The organism is Caulobacter sp. S45 (assembly GCF_009765965.1).
Lineage (GTDB): Bacteria > Pseudomonadota > Alphaproteobacteria > Caulobacterales > Caulobacteraceae > CAHJWH01.
On sequence record NZ_LMUL01000005.1, the window covers coordinates 45777 to 62932 of the forward strand.

The window sequence follows — 17156 nt, forward strand, 5'->3', positions numbered from 1 at the left end:
CGTGAACTTCCTCCAGGTCCTGATCGACAATCTGCGCAAGGGGCCGGCGACCGAGCCCTTCCCGTTCGGCGACGCGTCCACGCCGGCCGCCTACCGCGGCCGCGTCGCGATCGACCAGGACGCCTGCGTCGGGTGCAGGATGTGCGAGCACGTCTGCGCCGGCGGCGCGATCCGCTTTGCGGAAGACAACGAGGCCCTGCACCTGGTGATCTGGCACAACACCTGCGTTTCGTGCGGACTGTGCGCTGTGTATTGCCCGACCAAGGCCATCACCCTGACCAACAACTGGCATGTCTCCCATCGGCAGGAAGACAAGTACAAACAGGTGGATCACGTGACGATCCCTTATTCGGCCTGCACGTCATGCGGGGTTGTCTTCCTCAAAGCCCAGGATCCACTGATGCAGCTGGCGTACAAGACCGTGGGCGCAAACGAGACGCGCCTGCGTGACCTTTGCCCCGATTGTCGGCGCGTCGAGAGTAGCCGAGGCGCACGGCCATGAGCGATGCGCCCTCCAGTTCGACCGAGCTGACGCCTGTGCTCAAAGGCATACGAGGCGAATTGACCTTCACGACCACCTCGCGGGGTCCGATGACCGCCTGGGTGACGCTCGTCGACAAGGCCGATCTAAGCGTCGCTGCGCGAGCGTTGAAGATGGTCGGCGCCCGGCTGAGCGTCATCACCGCCTTCGTGCGCGACGCTTCGGGCGCCAACCCGCTGGCCTATCTCTTCGACGTGGACGGCGCCAACGTGACCCTCAGGGTTCGGGTCGCGCCTGGGGATGCCGTCGAAACCCTCGTGCCGATGTTCCGGAACGCAGACTGGCTCGAGCGCGAGTTGATGGAGCTGTTCGACATCCAGGTCTCGGGCCGGGCCAACAGCCCTCGCCTGTTTTTGGACGAGAGCGTCGACGCCCATGTCATGGATCGGCTGGTCCCGCTCTCGGTACTGGCCAACGCCGCCAGCACGGAAGTGCTGTTCCAGCGTATCGCCGAGACTGGAGAGGGCTGATGACGCGCACCTTCGACATCCCCATAGGACCGCTCCACGTCGCGCTCGAAGAGCCGATGTATTTCAAGGTGGGCGTCGAGGGAGAAACCATCACGGCGCTGGATCTGTACGCCGGCCACGTGCACCGCGGCATCGAATATCTAACGGCCAAGCGGAACATCTACCAGAACATGGTGCTGCTGGAGCACGTCTGTTCGCTCTGCTCCAACAGCCACCCCGAAACCTTTGCCATGACGCTGGAGGCCATCGCCGGGATCGAAGTGCCGCCCCGCGCCCACTACCTCCGCATGATCGCCGACGAGATCAAGCGCACCGCCTCGCACATGTTCAACGTGGCCATACTGGCCCACATCATCGGCTTCGACTCTCTGTTCATGCATGTGATGCAGGCGCGCGAGATCATGCAGGACGTCAAGGAGACGATCTTCGGCAACCGCATGGATATCGCCGCCAACATCATCGGCGGCGTCCGCTACGACCTCGACGCGACGTCCATCGCCTTCCTGCTGAACCAGCTCGATCAATTGGAACCCGTGCTGCGCGACGAGATCATCCCGATCTACGCGACGAACCGAAGCGTCCTGTCCCGGACCAAGGGGATCGGTCACATCAGTCGGGCGGACTGCGTCGACTACGGCCTGATGGGGCCGACCGCGCGGGGATCGGGCTTGGCCTACGACGTGCGCCAGGTCGCACCCTATTCCGCCTATGGCGAGATCGAGTTCGAAGCCCAGAGCCTGCCCGACGGGGATGTCTGGTCGCGCGCCATGGTCCGCTTGAAGGAAGCGCTGAGCTCCATCGCCATTCTGCGCGAGTGCGTGCGGCGGCTGCCGCCGGGTCCGATCTCAGCGGGACCCCTGCCCCGGATTCCCGCCGGGGAGGCCATCGCCAAGACCGAAGCGCCCCGCGGCGAGCTCGTCTACTACGTCACCACCGACGGAACCGACGTGCCCGCCCGGGTGCGCTGCCGTGTGCCCAGCTACATGAACTGGGAGGCGCTCAAGGTGATGATGAAGGGCGGCCACGTGTCCGACATCCCGCTGATCGTCAATAGTATCGATCCCTGCGTCTCCTGCACCGAACGTTGATCGAGATCAAAGCCGCGTCCTGGAGGACCCGTTATCTAACCCTCAGTCGGGACGCACATATCGTGTGAGGCGCCCCTGTAGGAAGTTAGGAGCGGTCGCCATGCATGAAGTCGCGATCGCCTGCGCCCTGTTCGACACCGTAAGCGCCCAGGCGGCGCGGTTTCCGCGCGAGCGGGTGGTCGGCGTGACCCTCAGCATCGGCGGACTCCAGGCCCTGGAGCCGCACGCGATCCGCACCTGCTTCGCCCTGCTGGCGGAAGGCACCAACGTGGCGGGAGCGGAACTGGTCGTCGAACGTCAGGCAGTGAGGGTGTTTTGCCGATCGTGCGATGGCGAACATACCGCCGACACCCGCTTCCACTGCCGCGCCTGCGGAGGCGACCAGGTTCGATTGCTCCCATCCCGCGGCATGACCGTGGACAGGATCGTGATGCGGGAAGAAGCGACCACCATGGAGAAGGCGGCATGATCACCGAAACCACGCCCGTCCGAGAGAACCTGATCATCTATGCGGAGCCGGACCTCTGCATGGGCTGCCACTCCTGCGAACTGGCCTGCGCAGTCGCCCACGCCGATGGCCACGACCTGCTGAGCGCGATCTCCGCGCACCTGCCGCTGCAGCCCCGCAACCACGTCGTCAGCGTCGACGGCGCCACCATGCCGCTCCAGTGCCGCCAGTGCGAGGACGCGCCCTGCACCTCGGTATGCCCGACCGGCGCCTGCCGCCAAACGGACGGCCAAGTCGAGATCATCGAGCAGCACTGCATCGGCTGTAAGCTCTGCGCCATGGTGTGCCCCTTCGGCGCCATCACCGTGCGCTCGGAAGTCCCGGCGGAAGGCGCCGTCCTGACCAATCACGGGGTCGCCACCAAGTGCGACCTCTGCATCGACTGGCGGGCTGAAACGGGATCGACGGAGACCGCCTGCGTCCAGTCCTGTCCCACCAAGGCCATCAAGCTCGTCGACCTCGATGTCTATCGCACCGCGCTCCGCGAGGCGCGCGCGCGCGAACTCGTCGAAGCCACCCGCCACATCCGTCTTTAATCGCCACTCTGGAGATTCCAATGGCTTGCGCTACCTGCTCCAACGGCTCTGCGGACGCCTGCGCGACCCATATGCTGGACGTGGCCGAAGCCGACCACATCGAGACGGCCTTCAGCCGTTACGCCAAGCAGCAGCCCCAATGCGGCTTCGGCACCGCCGGCCTGTGTTGCCGCATCTGCCTGCAGGGACCCTGTCGGATCGACCCGTTTGGAAACGGCCCGCAATACGGGGTCTGTGGCGCGGACCGCGACACCATCGTCGCCCGCCACCTGGTGCGCATGATGGCGGCGGGGACCGCGGCCCACTCCGAGCATGGACGTCACATCGCCCTGGCGCTGCTGCATGTCGGCGACCACAAGCTGGTCGACTACGATGTGCATGACGACGAAAAGCTCCATGTCGTGGCGACGCGTATGGGCGTCGAGACCGAAGGGCGCGAGCAGTCGGCCATCGTCCATGACCTCGCTGAGCTTACGTTGGACGATTATCAGAACCAGGACTACGACAAGCCCTGCCACTGGCTGAGTGCGTCCCTGCCCCCCCCACGGCTAAAGAAGCTCAACGACCTGGGCCTGCTTCCGCACAATATCGACGCCACCATATCGCAGTCCATGTCGCGCACCCACATGGGCTGCGACGCGGATCCGGGCAATCTGATCCTGGGCGGCCTGCGTGTGGCCCTGGCGGACCTCAACGGCGAGATGCTCGCCACCGAACTTTCGGATGTGCTGTTCGGCACCCCCATGCCGGTCGCGAGCACGGCAAACCTCGGCGTTCTCAAGCGCAACGCGGTCAATGTCGCGGTGAACGGCCACAACCCGCTGCTCAGCGAGATCATCTGCAACGTGGCCGCCGACCTCCACGACGAGGCTGTCGCCGCCGGCGCCCCGGACGGCATCAATATCGTCGGCGTCTGCTGCACCGGCAACGAGTTGATGATGCGCCACGGCGTGCCGCTGGCGACCAACTACCTGTCCCAGGAGCTGCCGATCCTGACCGGGGCGCTGGAGGCGATGGTGGTGGACGTGCAATGCGTCATGCCTTCGCTGCCCCGGGTCGCGGCCTGCTTCCACACCAAGATCATCACCACCGACAAGCAGAACAAGATCACCGGCGCGACCCATATCGAGTTCGATGAATACCGGGCCAGCGAGATCGCGCACGAAATCTTGCGGGTCGCCATCTCCAACTTCAAGCGGCGCGACCAGAAGCGCATCGACATCCCCAACATCAAGCAGGAAGCTCTGGTCGGGTTCAGCACCGAGGGCATCATCTCGGCCCTGGCGAAGGTCAACCCGCAGGACCCGCTGCAGGCGCTGGTCGACAACATCGCCAACGGAAATATCCAGGGCATCGTCCTGTTCGCCGGCTGCAACAACGCCAAGATCAAGCAGGACGAAAACTATCTGGTCATGGCCAAATCGCTCGCCAAGCGCAACGTCCTGGTCATCGCCACCGGGTGCGCGTCGGGCGCCTTCGCCAAGGGCGGCATGATGACCAGCGCCGCGACGGCGCAGTATGCAGGCGAGGGCCTGGCCGGGGTGCTAACCGCCATCGGCGAGGCCGCCGGCCTGGGCGGGGCGCTCCCGCCGGTCCTGCACATGGGCGCCTGTGTCGACAACAGCCGCGGCGTGGCGCTCGCCACCGCGCTGGCGAACAAGCTGAAGGTCGACATCTCCGATCTTCCCCTCGTCGCCAGCGCGCCCGAAGCGATGTCGGAGAAGGCGATGGCCATCGGCACTTGGTCGGTAGCGCTGGGGATCCCGACCCATCTCGGCACCGTTCCGCCGGTGGTCGGCTCCGACACCGTGACCGATCTGATCACCAACGCGGCGAAGGCCCAGCTCGGCGGCTACTTCATCGTCGACACCGATCCCAAACGCGCCGCCGACAAGCTTTTCGCGGTCATTCAGGAGCGCCGCGCCGGGCTCGGGCTCTCGACCGTCGCACTGGCGCCCAAGCCGGCCACCTTCCAGTTGGCCCAACCGCGCACCGCTTCCGCATTGTTGGCGTCATGAAGATCGCAGTGACCGGCAAGGGCGGGGTCGGCAAATCCACCATCGTGGGTATGCTGGCGCGCGCCCTCAGCGAGCAAAGCTGGAAGGTGCTCGCCATCGACGCCGATCCGGACGCCAACCTGGCCTCGGCGATCGGCGTCCCCCCAGAGTTGCTCGCGGAGTTGCGGCCGATCTCGGCGATGAAGGATCTCGCCTTGGAGCGCACCGGGGCGACCCCGGGCTCCGGCGCCTTCTTCATCCTGAACCCCAGGGTCGACGACATCCCCGATCGCTTCTCGGTCGAACACGCGGGGGTGAAGCTCCTGGCGATGGGAACGATCGAGCATGCCGGCGGCGGATGCGTCTGTCCGGAGCACGCGCTCGTGCGGACCCTGCTGCGCCATATCCTGACCCGTCGCGACGAGAGCGTCCTGATCGACATGGAAGCCGGCATCGAGCATTTCGGGCGGGGGACCATCGAGTCGGTGGATCTGCTGATCATCGTCGTGGAGCCCGGAACCCGGAGCTTCCAGACCGGCCAACAGATCGAACGGCTCGCGCGCGAACTCGGCATCAAGCAGATCTGCTACGTCGCCAACAAGGTGGCGTCGGCCGAAGATCAAGCCTTCATCCTGGAGCACGCCGCCGGGCGCGATCTTCTGCTGTCGATGCCGTTCGACCGGGAAGTCCAGATCGCCGATCAGGCAGGCGTATCGTGTTACGACCAGAGCAAAGACTTTCGCGAGCGGGCCCACGCATTCGCCCAAGAAGTGACCCGCAGGGTCGTACACTAGAGTGGAGACGACTATGTGCATGGGAAAGGTCATCGTCATGGGATCGGGGACCGATCCGCGGGAAATCTCCGACGTCATCGACATCACGACGGATGGATCGACCGTGAAGATACTGACGCTGTTTGGCGAGGAGCACCGATTTTCGGACGTTGCGATCGACCACGTGGCGATGAACGCTGGCGTAGTCATCTCCCTGATCCCGGCGGCGCCCCAATGAGCCCCGCCGAAACCGACGAACGCGGGCGGCAAAGGTTCGCCGTGATGCTCGCCCATCTCATCGAGCACACAGAGAGCCATACCGCCGAACTGGCCTATGGGAGCGGCGCGCTGGCCACCGACGCCGTTGCGACCCGCCTGCTGGATACCGCCCTTGCCGACCTCGCCGTCGCTCACCAGTCACTCGGGCGCCTGTTGGAGCTGCTCAGCGGGGATCGGGGCGGGGCTGAGCCGCATATGCACGCGCATACGCACGCCCATTCCCACGCAACCTAGAGTTCGACGCACGGCGGGGCCGCGTTTGGCGACCCGCGGTTTGCAAGGTGGATGAACGACGATGTGTCTGGCCGTTCCAGCCGAGGTGATCGAACTGCTTGCCGGGGACATGGCGCGGGTCAGCGTCGGCGGCGTCGTCCAGGTCGCGAGCATGATTCTACTCGAAGATGTGCAGGTCGGCGACTACGTGCTTCTGCATGTCGGCTTCGCGCTGAGCCGTATCGATATCGCGGCGGCGCGGGCCACCATGGGCCTGCTCAGCGAACTCGGGATGGTGCGCCAAGGCGTGACCCCATGAGGTTCATGCACGAGTTTCGCGACGGCGAACTTGGCCGCGGGATCTGCACCACGATCGCCGAAGCCTGCCGCCCCGGCCGCAACTACGTCTTCATGGAAGTCTGCGGCGGCCACACCCATACCATTGCTCGCTATGGGCTGGAGGCGCTTCTGCCCGCCCAGGTCCGCCTGGTCCACGGGCCGGGCTGCCCGGTCTGCGTCCTGCCGACCGGGCGGATCGACGGCGCCATCGCGCTCGCCCGCGACCAAGGCGTGATCCTGTGCACCTACGGCGACATGATGCGGGTGCCCGGCTCCCATCGCACCTCTCTGATCCAGGCCAAGGCTGCTGGCGCCGACGTGCGCATGGTGCTGTCGACGCTCCGTGCGCTGGAGATCGCCAAGGAAAACCCGGATCGACAGGTGGTCTTCCTGGGCATCGGCTTCGAGACCACCAGCCCCGCCACCGCCATCGCGCTCAAGATGGCCAGGCGCGAGGCGTTGGCGAATTTCAGCGTCCTGTGCGACCACGTCCTGACCCCTCCGGCGATCCAGGCGGTGCTCGGTGAGGGCGGCGAGGCGCTGCAGGGGCTGATCGCGCCGGGCCACGTCTCGGCGGTGATCGGGACGCGGCCCTACCAGGCGTTCGCCGACCGCGGCCAGGCGGTCTACGTCGCTGGCTTCGAGCCGCTCGACATCCTGCAGGCCGTGCTGATGCTGATCCGGCAGGTGAACGAGGGCCGCCCTCGGGTCGAGAACGGCTACGCGCGGGCCTTGACGGAGGATGGCAACCTGCGGGCGCAAGCCGCCATCGCCGAGACGATGCCCGACCTGCGCTCATTCGAATGGCGCGGTCTGGGCGTGCTCCCGCAAAGCGCGCTGCAGATCGGCGAGGCGTTCGCCGACTTCGACGCCGAACGTCGCTTCGCTCTGACTTACGCCCCCGCCCCCGACGCCAAATCCTGCGCCTGCGCCGATGTGATCCGAGGCCGTCGGCGACCCGAAGAGTGCAAACTGTTCGGTAGCGTCTGCACGCCGGACGACCCGATCGGCTCCTGCATGGTGTCCAACGAGGGCGCATGCGCCGCGCACTGGCGCTATGGCCGCCATCGTCCGCAGCGTGGCGGCGAAGCTAGCGCCGCCCCCGCAGCGGCTTAGGCTTGGTCCCTTCTCCTGCGCTGAGCCTCGCGATTGATCTGGGTCAAGTCGGCTGATCGCGTTCGCGCCTACCCTGGCGCGGCTTCACCCTTGCGGCGTGTGGCTTTCCGACAGACGCCGCCCGATGAAGTTGGAGGACGGCGGATGTGCACGGTCTGTGGATGCGACGGGGCGACGATCGAGGTGGCGATCGCGGGACGCGCTCACGCCCATCCAACCCACGACGCCCCTCCTCACCACCATGACGCCGAGACCGGCGACATCGATTTCGGCGCGGGCGTCGCGGGCGTCCAAGTGCCCGGCATGAGCCAGGACCGGATCATCCGGCTCGAACGCGACCTTCTCTCCAGCAACAACACCTATGCCGCGATCAACCGGATGCGGCTGCACGCGGCGGGTGTCTTCGCGCTCAACCTCGTCGCCAGTCCGGGTTCGGGCAAGACCACCCTGCTGGTGCGCGCCATCGCCGACCTCAGGTCTCGGTTTCGAATCTCGGTGATCGAAGGCGACCAGCAGACCTCCAATGACGCCGACCGCATCCGCGCCACCGGCGCCCCCGCCATTCAGATCAATACCGGCAAGGGATGTCATCTGGACGCGCACATGGTCGGCCATGCGCTAGATAAGCTTTCGCTACCGACCGGCGCCCTGCTCTTCATCGAGAACGTCGGCAATCTTGTCTGTCCCGCCGCCTTCGATCTGGGCGAGGCGCACAAGGTCGTGGTGCTTTCGGTGACCGAGGGCGAGGACAAGCCGATCAAATATCCCGACATGTTCGCCAACGCCGACGTCATGCTGCTCAACAAGGCCGATCTACTGCCGTATCTGGATTTCGACGTCACCGCTTGCCTGAAATTCGCCCGGCGTGTGAACCCAAGGATCGAGATCTTCGTGGTCTCTGCGCGCACGGGAGAGGGCTTGGCTCCCTTCTACGACTGGATCGAAACCCACGCCCGGCCCCGAGCGGCGGCGGAATAGACCGCCGTGGCCGCCGCTCTCTCCATCGCCGCCGAGGCGCTCAGCGAGCGGCGCCGCCTGCGTGTGCGAGGCGCCGTCCAGGGCGTAGGCTTTCGTCCGTTCGTTCACCGACTGGCCTTGCGCTATGAACTCTCGGGGTTCGTATTGAACGACAGCGACGGCGTGTTGATCGAGGTCGAAGGCGTGCGGCTCGACGCCTTTATCGGCGCGCTCGAGCAGGAGCCCCCGCCCCTCGCCCGCATCGACAGCCTGGAGATCGCCACCGTCCCGTCCACGTGGCGCGGCGGTTTCGAGATCCGCGAGAGCATCGGTGGCCGCACACAGACACGGATTGTCCCGGACGCCGGCGTCTGCTCGGTCTGCCTGGAGGATCTGTTCGATCCTAGCAGCCGCTTTCATCTCTATCCCTTAGTCACCTGCACCGATTGCGGCCCGCGCTTCACCATCGTCCGCGCGCTTCCCTATGATCGGGCGCGAACCGCCATGGCGACCTTCCCGCCCTGCGAAGCGTGCGCCTGCGACTACGCCGATACGACCGGGCGGCGCTTCCATGCCGAGACCATCGCCTGCCCGGCCTGCGGGCCGAGCCTCAGCCACCCGATCGAAACGATCGCCGAAGCTTTGGCCAAGGGCCGCATCGTGGCGCTGAAGGGAATCGGGGGATTCCACCTGATGTGCGATGCGCGCAACGAGACCGCCGTGGCGGAGCTGCGACGGCGCAAGCGGCGCGACGCCAAGCCGTTTGCGGTCATGGTCGCCAACCCAGCCTCAGTCGACCAGATCGCCGTCCCCAGCGCCGCCGAGCACGCGCTCATGGCGCTCAGCGCAAGGCCCGTCGTGCTGCTGCGCCGCCGGGAGGGTCTCGCGCCCTCTGTCGCTCCCCGGCTGGACCGGCTCGGCGTAATGCTTCCCTACGCGCCCGTGCACCATCTGGTCTTCCACGCGATGGCGCGAGGCAGCGTCGAGCCGCTCTCGCATTCGGCGGCGCAGCCGACCGTCCTGGTCGCCACCAGCGCCAATCTCGGCGGCGAGCCCCTGATCATCGACGACGAGGACGCCAGGCGACAGCTTGCCGGCGTCGCCGATCTGACCGTCACCCATGACCGCCAGATCGTGGTCCGGACCGACGACTCCGTCATGGCGGTGATCGCCGGCGCGCCGGCCTACCTGCGGCGCGCCAGGGGCTTCGTCCCCGAACCCATCGAGCTGAAGGGGGACGGACCGCCCGCCCTCGGCGCCGGCGGATTGCTCAAGGCGACGGTCACGGTCGTGCGTGGCCGCGAGGCCTTTGTCTCCCAGCACATCGGCGATCTCCGAAACGCCGCAACGATCAGTTTTTACGAGGAGACCGCGCGACGCCTGCTCGAAACCCTCGACGTCCGGCCCGAAGCGATCGGCTGCGACCTGCATCCGGACTTCCCATCCACCCGCTTCGCCGCGCGACTGGCGCAAGGCCATGGCGCTCGGCTGGTCCAGGTTCAGCACCACGTCGCCCATATAGCCGCCGTGGCCGCCGAGCACCGGCTGACCGGCCCGGTCCTGGGCGTCGCGCTCGACGGTCATGGCCTGGGGGCGGATGGCGGCGCGTGGGGCGGCGAGCTCGTGCAGCTCGACGGCGCGGATTGGGTCCGGCTCGGCCATCTGGCGCCGCTCCCGCTGCCCGGCGGCGACCGCGCCGCGCGGGAGCCTTGGCGCATGGGTGTCGCGGCCCTGACCGCGCTCGGCCGAGCGGACGAGGCGGCGCGTTGGTTCGCCGACATCCCTCTAGCGGTGGATGTCGCGCACCTGTGTTTGACGCCCGCAGGCGTGTCGACAACCACCAGCATGGGCCGCCTGTTCGACGCTGCCGCAGCCCTGCTGGGCGTTTGCCCCTATCAGAGTTATGAGGCCCAGGCGGCGATGGAGCTCCAGGCCTTGGTGCGCACGCCGCGCGTCCTGCCGGACGGCTATCGGCTCGCGGCGGGCGTCTTGGATTTCCGGCCCTTGCTAGCGACCCTCCCGGAGCTTCGCAGCGACCCGGTTCTCGGCGCCGAACTGTTTCACGGCGTCGTGGTCCAAGGCCTCACCGCATGGATCGCCGAGGCCGCTTCACGCCGACATCTAAAGCAAGTAGCGCTGGGAGGCGGCTGTCTAATGAACGCGGTATTGGCCGAAGGGCTTTCGGCGGCGCTGCGTGACCGGGGTCTCGAGCCCTGGCTGCCGCGGGCGGCGCCGGCGAACGACGGAGGCCTCTCGCTCGGTCAAGCGGCGCTAGCCCGCATCCACGCCGGCCATGCCGTCGCCTCATGAACCGGGCGGGCTATGCACGCCGGTTGGACCTTCAGCATGGGCGGGTGGACATGTCGCACGGCTCGGGCGGACGGGCCATGGCGCAGCTAATTTCGGAAGTCTTCCACCCGGCCTTCGCCAATGAATGGCTGAGCCGGGGAAACGACCAGGCGGCCTTCGACGCCCCCGTGGGGCGAATGGTGATGTCGACCGACGCCTATGTCGTCTCGCCCCTGTTCTTTCCAGGCGGTGATATCGGCTCCCTCGCTGTCCACGGCACCATCAACGACGTGTCCATGGCCGGCGCGCGGCCACTCTATCTGTCGGCGAGCTTTATCCTCGAAGAAGGGTTTGCGCTGGCCGATCTCAAGCGCATCGCCGACAGCATGGGCGCCGCAGCCCGCGACGCTGGCGTACCGATCATCACCGGCGACACCAAGGTGGTGGAGCGGGGCAAGGCCGATGGCGTCTTCATCTCCACCACGGGGGTGGGCGTCGTGCAGGGAGGCCTGGACCTCTCGGCGGACAAGGCCCGGCCGGACGACCAGGTGCTCGTATCGGGTTTTATCGGCGACCATGGGGTCGCGATCATGTCCAAGCGCCAGAACACCGCCTTCGACACTGATCTGGTCTCCGACTCCGCCGCCCTGCATGGCCTGGTCGCCGACATGGTAGCGGCGGCAGGCCTGGGGCTTCGCGTGATGCGCGATCCCACCCGCGGCGGCGTCGCCGCGGTCTTAAACGAACTGGCCCAGCAGTCAGGCGTGGGCTTCCTCATCGAGGAGTCGGCCCTGCCAATACGACCACAGGTCGTCGCCGCCTGCGAGCTTCTCGGGCTCGATCCCCTCTGCGTCGCCAACGAGGGCAAGCTGATCGCCGTCGTCGCCCCGGAGTTCGCCCAATCGTTGATCGAGGCCATGCACGCCCATCCACTGGGCCGGGACGCGACGATCATCGGCAAGGTCGTGGAGGACGACCATCACTTCGTGCAGATGACCACCAGCTTCGGCGGGGACCGGATCATCGATTGGCTATCGGGCGAACAACTACCCCGCATCTGCTGAGAGACGGCGACCGCGCAACTCCATCGATGCGGGATTGGTCACGAGGCCGGAGGATGATGTTGTGCGCCTTTTCAGCCAACGGCGACCTCGTCGCCCCGCTGGAGGAGACCGATCCGGAGAAGCGCGCTGCTCCGAAAGCGGGTCTGTGAATAAGCGCACCGATGTATGCTTTCGAAATTTCGACGAACGCCGCCCTGTAAACCACCACGAAAAGCGCTCAGTTGGTCAGTCTGACAGCATGCCGCGCGATTTCCTCCTCCTCGTTCGCACGGAGCGCGCAGGCGTTGATGAAGGGGGTCGGATCGCCAACCACGAGGTGGGCACCGGCTTCCCTCACGCCTAACCAGGCGAGACCGCTACAGATATCCGTCCGGATCTGAGCGTCGTTTTGGCCGATGCCTCCTGTAAAGACCAGAAGGTCCAGCCCCTCAAGCGCGGCGCTCATGGCGGCGATCTGTTTGCGAACAGAATAGACGTACATGTCTATCGCCAGTCGTGCAGCGTCCCCGGTCGTGTCCCGGAGCGATCTGAGATCGCCGGAAGAACCCGACACGGCCTTCATCCCGCTTTCGCGATTGACCAAAGCTTCCAAACCGTCGGCGTCCAGACCGTGCTCGCGGAGTAGATAGATCAGGAGTCCTGGATCAAGATCGCCGGTCCGTGTCGCCATCATGACGCCGCCGGTCGGCGTCAGCCCCATGCTGGTGTCGATGGATTGGCCCGCCCTTACGGCGGTTATGCTCGACCCACCTCCAAGATGGGCGATGACAATGCGCCGAGGCGCGTCGCCGCCGAGCTGGCGCAAAATCGATTCGCAGGACAGCCCATGGAAGCCGTAGCGCTCGATTCCCACCTGCAGAAGGGATTCGGCCATCGGAAAGCGGCGAGCCACCTCGGGCAGGTTCCGGTGGAAAGCCGTGTCGAGACAGGCGACGTGGGGGCGCTCGCTAAACCTCTCCCTTGCTGCAGCAAGAACGGAAAGCGCGGCAGGTGCGTGAAGCGGCGCAAAGACCCGCGCCGCCTCCAGCGCCCGCAGGACACGAGCATCGACGACACAGTGCCCTCGCACATCTGGCCCGCCATGCACGATACGGTGCCCGATGACGCTTGGAACCGAGGCGCCGCGCTCATCCAATAGATCGAACAGCCGGGCTGCGGCCGCTTGGTGATCCGGAACGGAGCCGACCTCGGAGACGATCTCGTCCTGCTTGTCGCGCGCGGAAAATCGGCTTTGCGGCGTTCCGATCGCCTCCGCCTCGCCCTCGATTTGGACTTCGAAGACGTCGCCGGATCGGTTGAACAGCGTGAACTTAAACGAAGAAGATCCGCAGTTCAGACTGAGAACCACCTGATTTTCGGTCGAAGCCATGCGACTAGGTCGCCGACCATCGCCAGTCACGAACCTCGGGCATGTCGTCGCCATGTTCGCTCACATACAGTTTGTGACGCTGCATGGTCGTCCAATAGCGCTCCTGAGCGGCCTGCACCTGGTCGCTGAAGCGCGGCACGTATGAGATCGCGTCGAGCGCCAGTTGATAGCGGTCGAGATTGTTCTGCACGACCATATCGAAGGGCGTCGTCGTGGTTCCCTCCTCCCGATATCCGCGAACATGGAAATTGTCATGGTTGCGCCGATTATAGGTGAGCTGGTGGATAATGCCGGGATAACCATGGAAGGCGAAGATCACCGGACGGTCCACCGTAAACAGCGCATCGAAATCGGGATCGCCGAGGCCATGTGGATGCACGGTCTGGGGCTGCAGGCTCATCAGGTCGACGACATTGACCACGCGGACCTTGAGGTCCGGAGCGTAGTCTCGCAGCAACGTCACCGCCGCCAGGGTCTCCGTCGTGGGCACATCCCCACAGCAGGCCAACACCACGTCCGGATCATCGGCCCCCGAGCCGGCCCAATCCCAGGCGCCCGCGCCGTCAGCGCAATGGCGGGCGGCCGCCTCCACGTCGAGCCACTGCCATTGACTGGCTTTGCCGGCGACGATCAGGTTGATGTAGTTGCGGCTGCGCAGGCAGTGATCGGCGACCGACAGCAGGCAGTTGGCATCCGGCGGTAGATAGATCCGCACCACATCGGCCTTCTTCTTGGCCAGATGGTCGATGAAGCCTGGATCCTGGTGGGAAAACCCGTTGTGATCCTGCTGCCAAACGTGGGAGGTGAGCAGGTAGTTGAGCGAGGCGATCGGCTTGCGCCACTCGATCTGCCGCGTGCTCTTCAGCCATTTTGCGTGCTGGTTGACCATCGAATCCACGATGTGGATGAAGGCCTCGTAGCAGGAAAACAGGCCGTGGCGGCCGGTAAGGAGATAGCCCTCGAGCCAACCCTGGCAAAGGTGTTCGCTCAGCACCTCCATCACCCGCCCGTCGGCGGCGAGATTGACGTCGACGTCCTCCACTTCCGCCAGCCAGGTCTTGCCCGTCGCCTCGAACACGGCGTCGAGGCGGTTCGACGCCGTTTCGTCGGGGCCAAAGAGCCTGAAGTTCTTGGCTTGCGCATTTTGCCGGATCACGTCTCTCAGGAATCCGCCCAGCACCCGGGTCGCCTCGGCCGACACCGAGCCGGGCCCGTCCATCGCGACGCCGTAGTCGCGGAAGTGCGGCATCAGCAGCGGCGCCAGCAGCTCCCCGCCGTTGGCGTGGGGGTTGGCGCTCATCCGCCGGTGCCCCGTCGGCGCGATCGCCGCGAACGCGTCGCGAAACTTCCCCTGCTCATCGAACAGCTCGCGGGGGCGATAGCTCAGCATCCAATCCTGCAGTTGGGTCACGTGCTGCGGATTGTCGAAGCCGGTCAGGGGCACCTGGTGCGCCCGCCAAGTCCCTTCGACCGGTAGCCCGTCGACGACCTTGGGACCGGTCCAGCCCTTAGGCGTCTTGAGAACGATCATCGGCCAGCGCGGCAGCTCGACCGGCGCATCCTGCGGCGCTTTGCGTGCAGACGCCTGGATGGCGCGAATATCCCCAAGCACGGTGTCCAACGCTGCGGCGAGCATCTGGTGGACGACCGGCGGATCGTCGCCTTCGACGAAGTGCGGCTCATAGCCATATCCACGCAGCAGGCTGGTCAGGTCAGCTTGCGGGATTCTGGCCAGGACGGTGGGGTTGGCGATCTTGAAGCCGTTCAGGTGCAGGATCGGCAACACCGCCCCATCGCGACGCGGATTGAGAAATTTGTTGGAGTGCCAACTGGCCGCGAGCGGCCCCGTTTCCGCCTCGCCGTCGCCGATCACGCAGGCGACGATGAGATCGGGGTTGTCGAACGCCGCACCGTAGGCGTGAACCAGGGAATACCCCAGCTCACCGCCCTCATGGATCGAGCCGGGCGTCTCCGGCGCGACATGGCTTGGGATGCCGTAGGGCCAGGAAAACTGCCGAAACAGTCGCTGCAGGCCGTTTCGGCCTTGTTCGACGTTCGGGTAGCGCTCGGTGTAGGAGCCTTCGAGATAGCTTTGCGCAACCGGGCCCGGGCCGCCATGCCCAGGTCCCATGACATAGATCATGTCGAGATCGTGCTGGACGATCAAACGATTCAGATGGACGTAGATGAAGTTGAGACCCGTCGTCGTGCCCCAGTGGCCAAGAAGCCGCGGCTTGATGTGCTTTCGCTGCAGCGGCTCCTCGAGCAGGGGATTGTCCTGCAGATATATCTGCCCGACAGAAAGATAGTTGGACGCTCGCCAATAGGCGTCCATCAGTCCGAGCATCTCAGTGGATAAGGGACCGGTCATAACGGGAGCACCTGGGGGATGAACGCCTAACGCACAGCTCGTCCGTTCGATCACGGCGATCGGCGATTGCGCAGCGGCCAGAAAACGGCGTCGACAAGAAGCTATCCGGTGAACAGCGTCCGCCTGCCTGATGAATGGACGATAAAGGTCTTGGCCCGGTGCGCGCGACCCTCGTCATGCGGCCGCACGGGAAACGCCGGCGTCTACAAAGTCGAGCACGACACGGCCTTCGATTTCGCCGCGGCGCATGCGATCGAACACGTCGTTGATGTTGTCGAGCACATCGGTCTTCACCGTCGCCCGCACCTTGCCGGCGGCGGCGAAATCCAGAGCTTCCTGCAGATCGAGGCGCGTTCCCACGATCGAACCCCGCACTGTGACGCCGTTGAGCACAGTATCGAAGATCGACAGCGGGAAGTCGCCCGGCGGCAGACCGTTCAGGGAGACCGTGCCGCCGCGGCGCACCATCCCCATCGCCTGTTGAAAGGCCTTGGGCGAGACGGCGGTGACCAGGACGCCCTGCGCCCCGCCGATCTCCTTCTTGATGAAGGCGGCCGGGTCGGCGTCGCGTGCATTCACGGTGAGGTCCGCGCCCAGCGTTCGGGCGAGCGTGAGTTTGGCGTCGTCGATATCCACGGCGACGACATTTAGGCCCATCGCCTTGGCGTACTGCACGGCCATGTGTCCAAGACCGCCGATCCCGGAGATGGCCACCCAATCGCCAGGCTTGGTGTCGGTGACCTTCAGGCCCTTGTAGACCGTCACGCCTGCGCAGAGCACCGGAGAGATCTCCACGAATCCGATCTTGTCCGGCAGGAGCCCGACGTAGTTGGGATCGGCGAGGACATATTCGGCGAAGCTCCCGTTGACCGAATAGCCCGTGTTCTGCTGCGCCTCGCACAGCGTCTCCCAGCCGCCCAGGCAGTGCACGCAGTAGCCGCAAGCGGTGTAAAGCCAGGGCACGCCGACACGGTCGCCCTCCTTCACGTGCGTTACGCCGCCGCCGACCGCGACCACATGGCCGACGCCCTCGTGGCCGGGAATGAAGGGTGGCTTCGGTTTGACGGGCCAGTCGCCCTCCGCGGCATGGAGGTCGGTGTGGCACACACCCGTCGCGGCGACCTTGACCAGAATCTGGCCGAGCCCCGGTTTGGGAACCGTCACTTCCTCGATGACGAGCGGCTGGCCGAACGCACGAACGACGGCCGCCTTCATGGTCTTCTGCATCTGGGTTTCCTGTGGTCCG

The 17156-nt window shown here is 65.7% G+C and carries 17 protein-coding genes; 14 read left to right on the top strand and 3 right to left on the bottom strand.

All coding sequences use genetic code 11. The features are described from left to right. The first annotated feature begins 1 nt into the window (after nucleotide 1). The 14 genes from GSQ87_RS03280 (at nucleotide 2) to hypE (ending at nucleotide 12170) form a co-directional block, all read left to right on the top strand. Nucleotides 2–502, top strand: coding sequence for a 4Fe-4S dicluster domain-containing protein (locus GSQ87_RS03280; protein WP_158913173.1), 501 nt, complete (start codon nucleotides 2–4; stop codon nucleotides 500–502). Beyond that, nucleotides 499–1011: an NADH-quinone oxidoreductase subunit C gene (locus GSQ87_RS03285; protein ID WP_158913175.1), complete on the top strand. Its 513-nt coding sequence runs from the start codon at nucleotides 499–501 to the stop codon at nucleotides 1009–1011. The genes GSQ87_RS03280 and GSQ87_RS03285 overlap by 4 nt, the downstream gene beginning before the upstream one ends. After that, a complete protein-coding gene (locus GSQ87_RS03290; RefSeq protein ID WP_158913177.1) occupies nucleotides 1011–2099 on the top strand; it encodes a carbon monoxide-induced hydrogenase in 1089 nt (362 codons plus the stop codon). The genes GSQ87_RS03285 and GSQ87_RS03290 overlap by 1 nt, the downstream gene beginning before the upstream one ends. Before the next feature lie 100 nt (nucleotides 2100–2199). Continuing rightward, on the top strand, nucleotides 2200–2568 hold the full coding sequence (locus tag GSQ87_RS03295; protein ID WP_158913179.1) for a hydrogenase maturation nickel metallochaperone HypA: 369 nt from the start codon (nucleotides 2200–2202) through the stop codon (nucleotides 2566–2568). Beyond that, nucleotides 2565–3143 (top strand): 4Fe-4S dicluster domain-containing protein, encoded by a 579-nt coding sequence (locus tag GSQ87_RS03300; RefSeq protein WP_158913181.1) that lies wholly within the window; start codon nucleotides 2565–2567, stop codon nucleotides 3141–3143. The genes GSQ87_RS03295 and GSQ87_RS03300 overlap by 4 nt, the downstream gene beginning before the upstream one ends. A 20-nt stretch (nucleotides 3144–3163) precedes the next feature. Next, the gene (gene cooS, locus GSQ87_RS03305; RefSeq protein WP_158913183.1) at nucleotides 3164–5161 is read left to right on the top strand and encodes an anaerobic carbon-monoxide dehydrogenase catalytic subunit; all 1998 of its coding nucleotides are present in this window, start codon (nucleotides 3164–3166) and stop codon (nucleotides 5159–5161) included. Beyond that, nucleotides 5158–5934 (top strand): AAA family ATPase, encoded by a 777-nt coding sequence (locus tag GSQ87_RS03310; RefSeq protein WP_158913185.1) that lies wholly within the window; start codon nucleotides 5158–5160, stop codon nucleotides 5932–5934. Before cooS ends, GSQ87_RS03310 begins: the two co-directional genes overlap by 4 nt. Before the next feature lie 19 nt (nucleotides 5935–5953). Beyond that, nucleotides 5954–6151: a CooT family nickel-binding protein gene (locus tag GSQ87_RS03315; protein WP_158913187.1), complete on the top strand. Its 198-nt coding sequence runs from the start codon at nucleotides 5954–5956 to the stop codon at nucleotides 6149–6151. Beyond that, on the top strand, nucleotides 6148–6426 hold the full coding sequence (locus GSQ87_RS03320) for a hypothetical protein (RefSeq protein WP_158913189.1): 279 nt from the start codon (nucleotides 6148–6150) through the stop codon (nucleotides 6424–6426). The genes GSQ87_RS03315 and GSQ87_RS03320 overlap by 4 nt, the downstream gene beginning before the upstream one ends. A gap of 61 nt (nucleotides 6427–6487) precedes the next feature. Next, complete coding sequence (locus GSQ87_RS03325) at nucleotides 6488–6724, top strand: HypC/HybG/HupF family hydrogenase formation chaperone (protein WP_158913191.1); 237 nt, start codon at nucleotides 6488–6490, stop codon at nucleotides 6722–6724. Continuing rightward, a complete protein-coding gene (gene hypD, locus GSQ87_RS03330) occupies nucleotides 6721–7860 on the top strand; it encodes a hydrogenase formation protein HypD (protein WP_158913193.1) in 1140 nt (379 codons plus the stop codon). The genes GSQ87_RS03325 and hypD overlap by 4 nt, the downstream gene beginning before the upstream one ends. A 144-nt stretch (nucleotides 7861–8004) precedes the next feature. Beyond that, the gene (gene hypB, locus GSQ87_RS03335; protein ID WP_158913195.1) at nucleotides 8005–8838 is read left to right on the top strand and encodes a hydrogenase nickel incorporation protein HypB; all 834 of its coding nucleotides are present in this window, start codon (nucleotides 8005–8007) and stop codon (nucleotides 8836–8838) included. A gap of 6 nt (nucleotides 8839–8844) precedes the next feature. Then, nucleotides 8845–11127, top strand: a complete 2283-nt coding sequence (gene hypF, locus GSQ87_RS03340; RefSeq protein WP_158913197.1) for a carbamoyltransferase HypF — start codon at nucleotides 8845–8847, stop codon at nucleotides 11125–11127. After that, nucleotides 11124–12170 carry a hydrogenase expression/formation protein HypE gene (gene hypE, locus GSQ87_RS03345; RefSeq protein WP_158913199.1) on the top strand — a complete coding sequence of 349 codons (1047 nt, stop codon included), beginning with the start codon at nucleotides 11124–11126 and terminating at the stop codon, nucleotides 12168–12170. The genes hypF and hypE overlap by 4 nt, the downstream gene beginning before the upstream one ends. A 217-nt stretch (nucleotides 12171–12387) precedes the next feature. Here hypE and GSQ87_RS03350 read toward each other — a convergent pair whose 3' ends face one another. From GSQ87_RS03350 to adhP, 3 genes are all read right to left on the bottom strand, one after another. Further along, complete coding sequence (locus GSQ87_RS03350) at nucleotides 12388–13539, bottom strand: acetate/propionate family kinase (RefSeq protein ID WP_158913201.1); 1152 nt, start codon at nucleotides 13537–13539, stop codon at nucleotides 12388–12390. A 4-nt stretch (nucleotides 13540–13543) separates the two neighbouring features. Next, nucleotides 13544–15910: a phosphoketolase gene (locus tag GSQ87_RS03355; protein WP_158913203.1), complete on the bottom strand. Its 2367-nt coding sequence runs from the start codon at nucleotides 15908–15910 to the stop codon at nucleotides 13544–13546. Between the two features lie 174 nt (nucleotides 15911–16084). Continuing rightward, nucleotides 16085–17137: an alcohol dehydrogenase AdhP gene (gene adhP / locus GSQ87_RS03360; RefSeq protein WP_158913206.1), complete on the bottom strand. Its 1053-nt coding sequence runs from the start codon at nucleotides 17135–17137 to the stop codon at nucleotides 16085–16087. Between the last annotated feature and the right edge of the window lie 19 nt (nucleotides 17138–17156).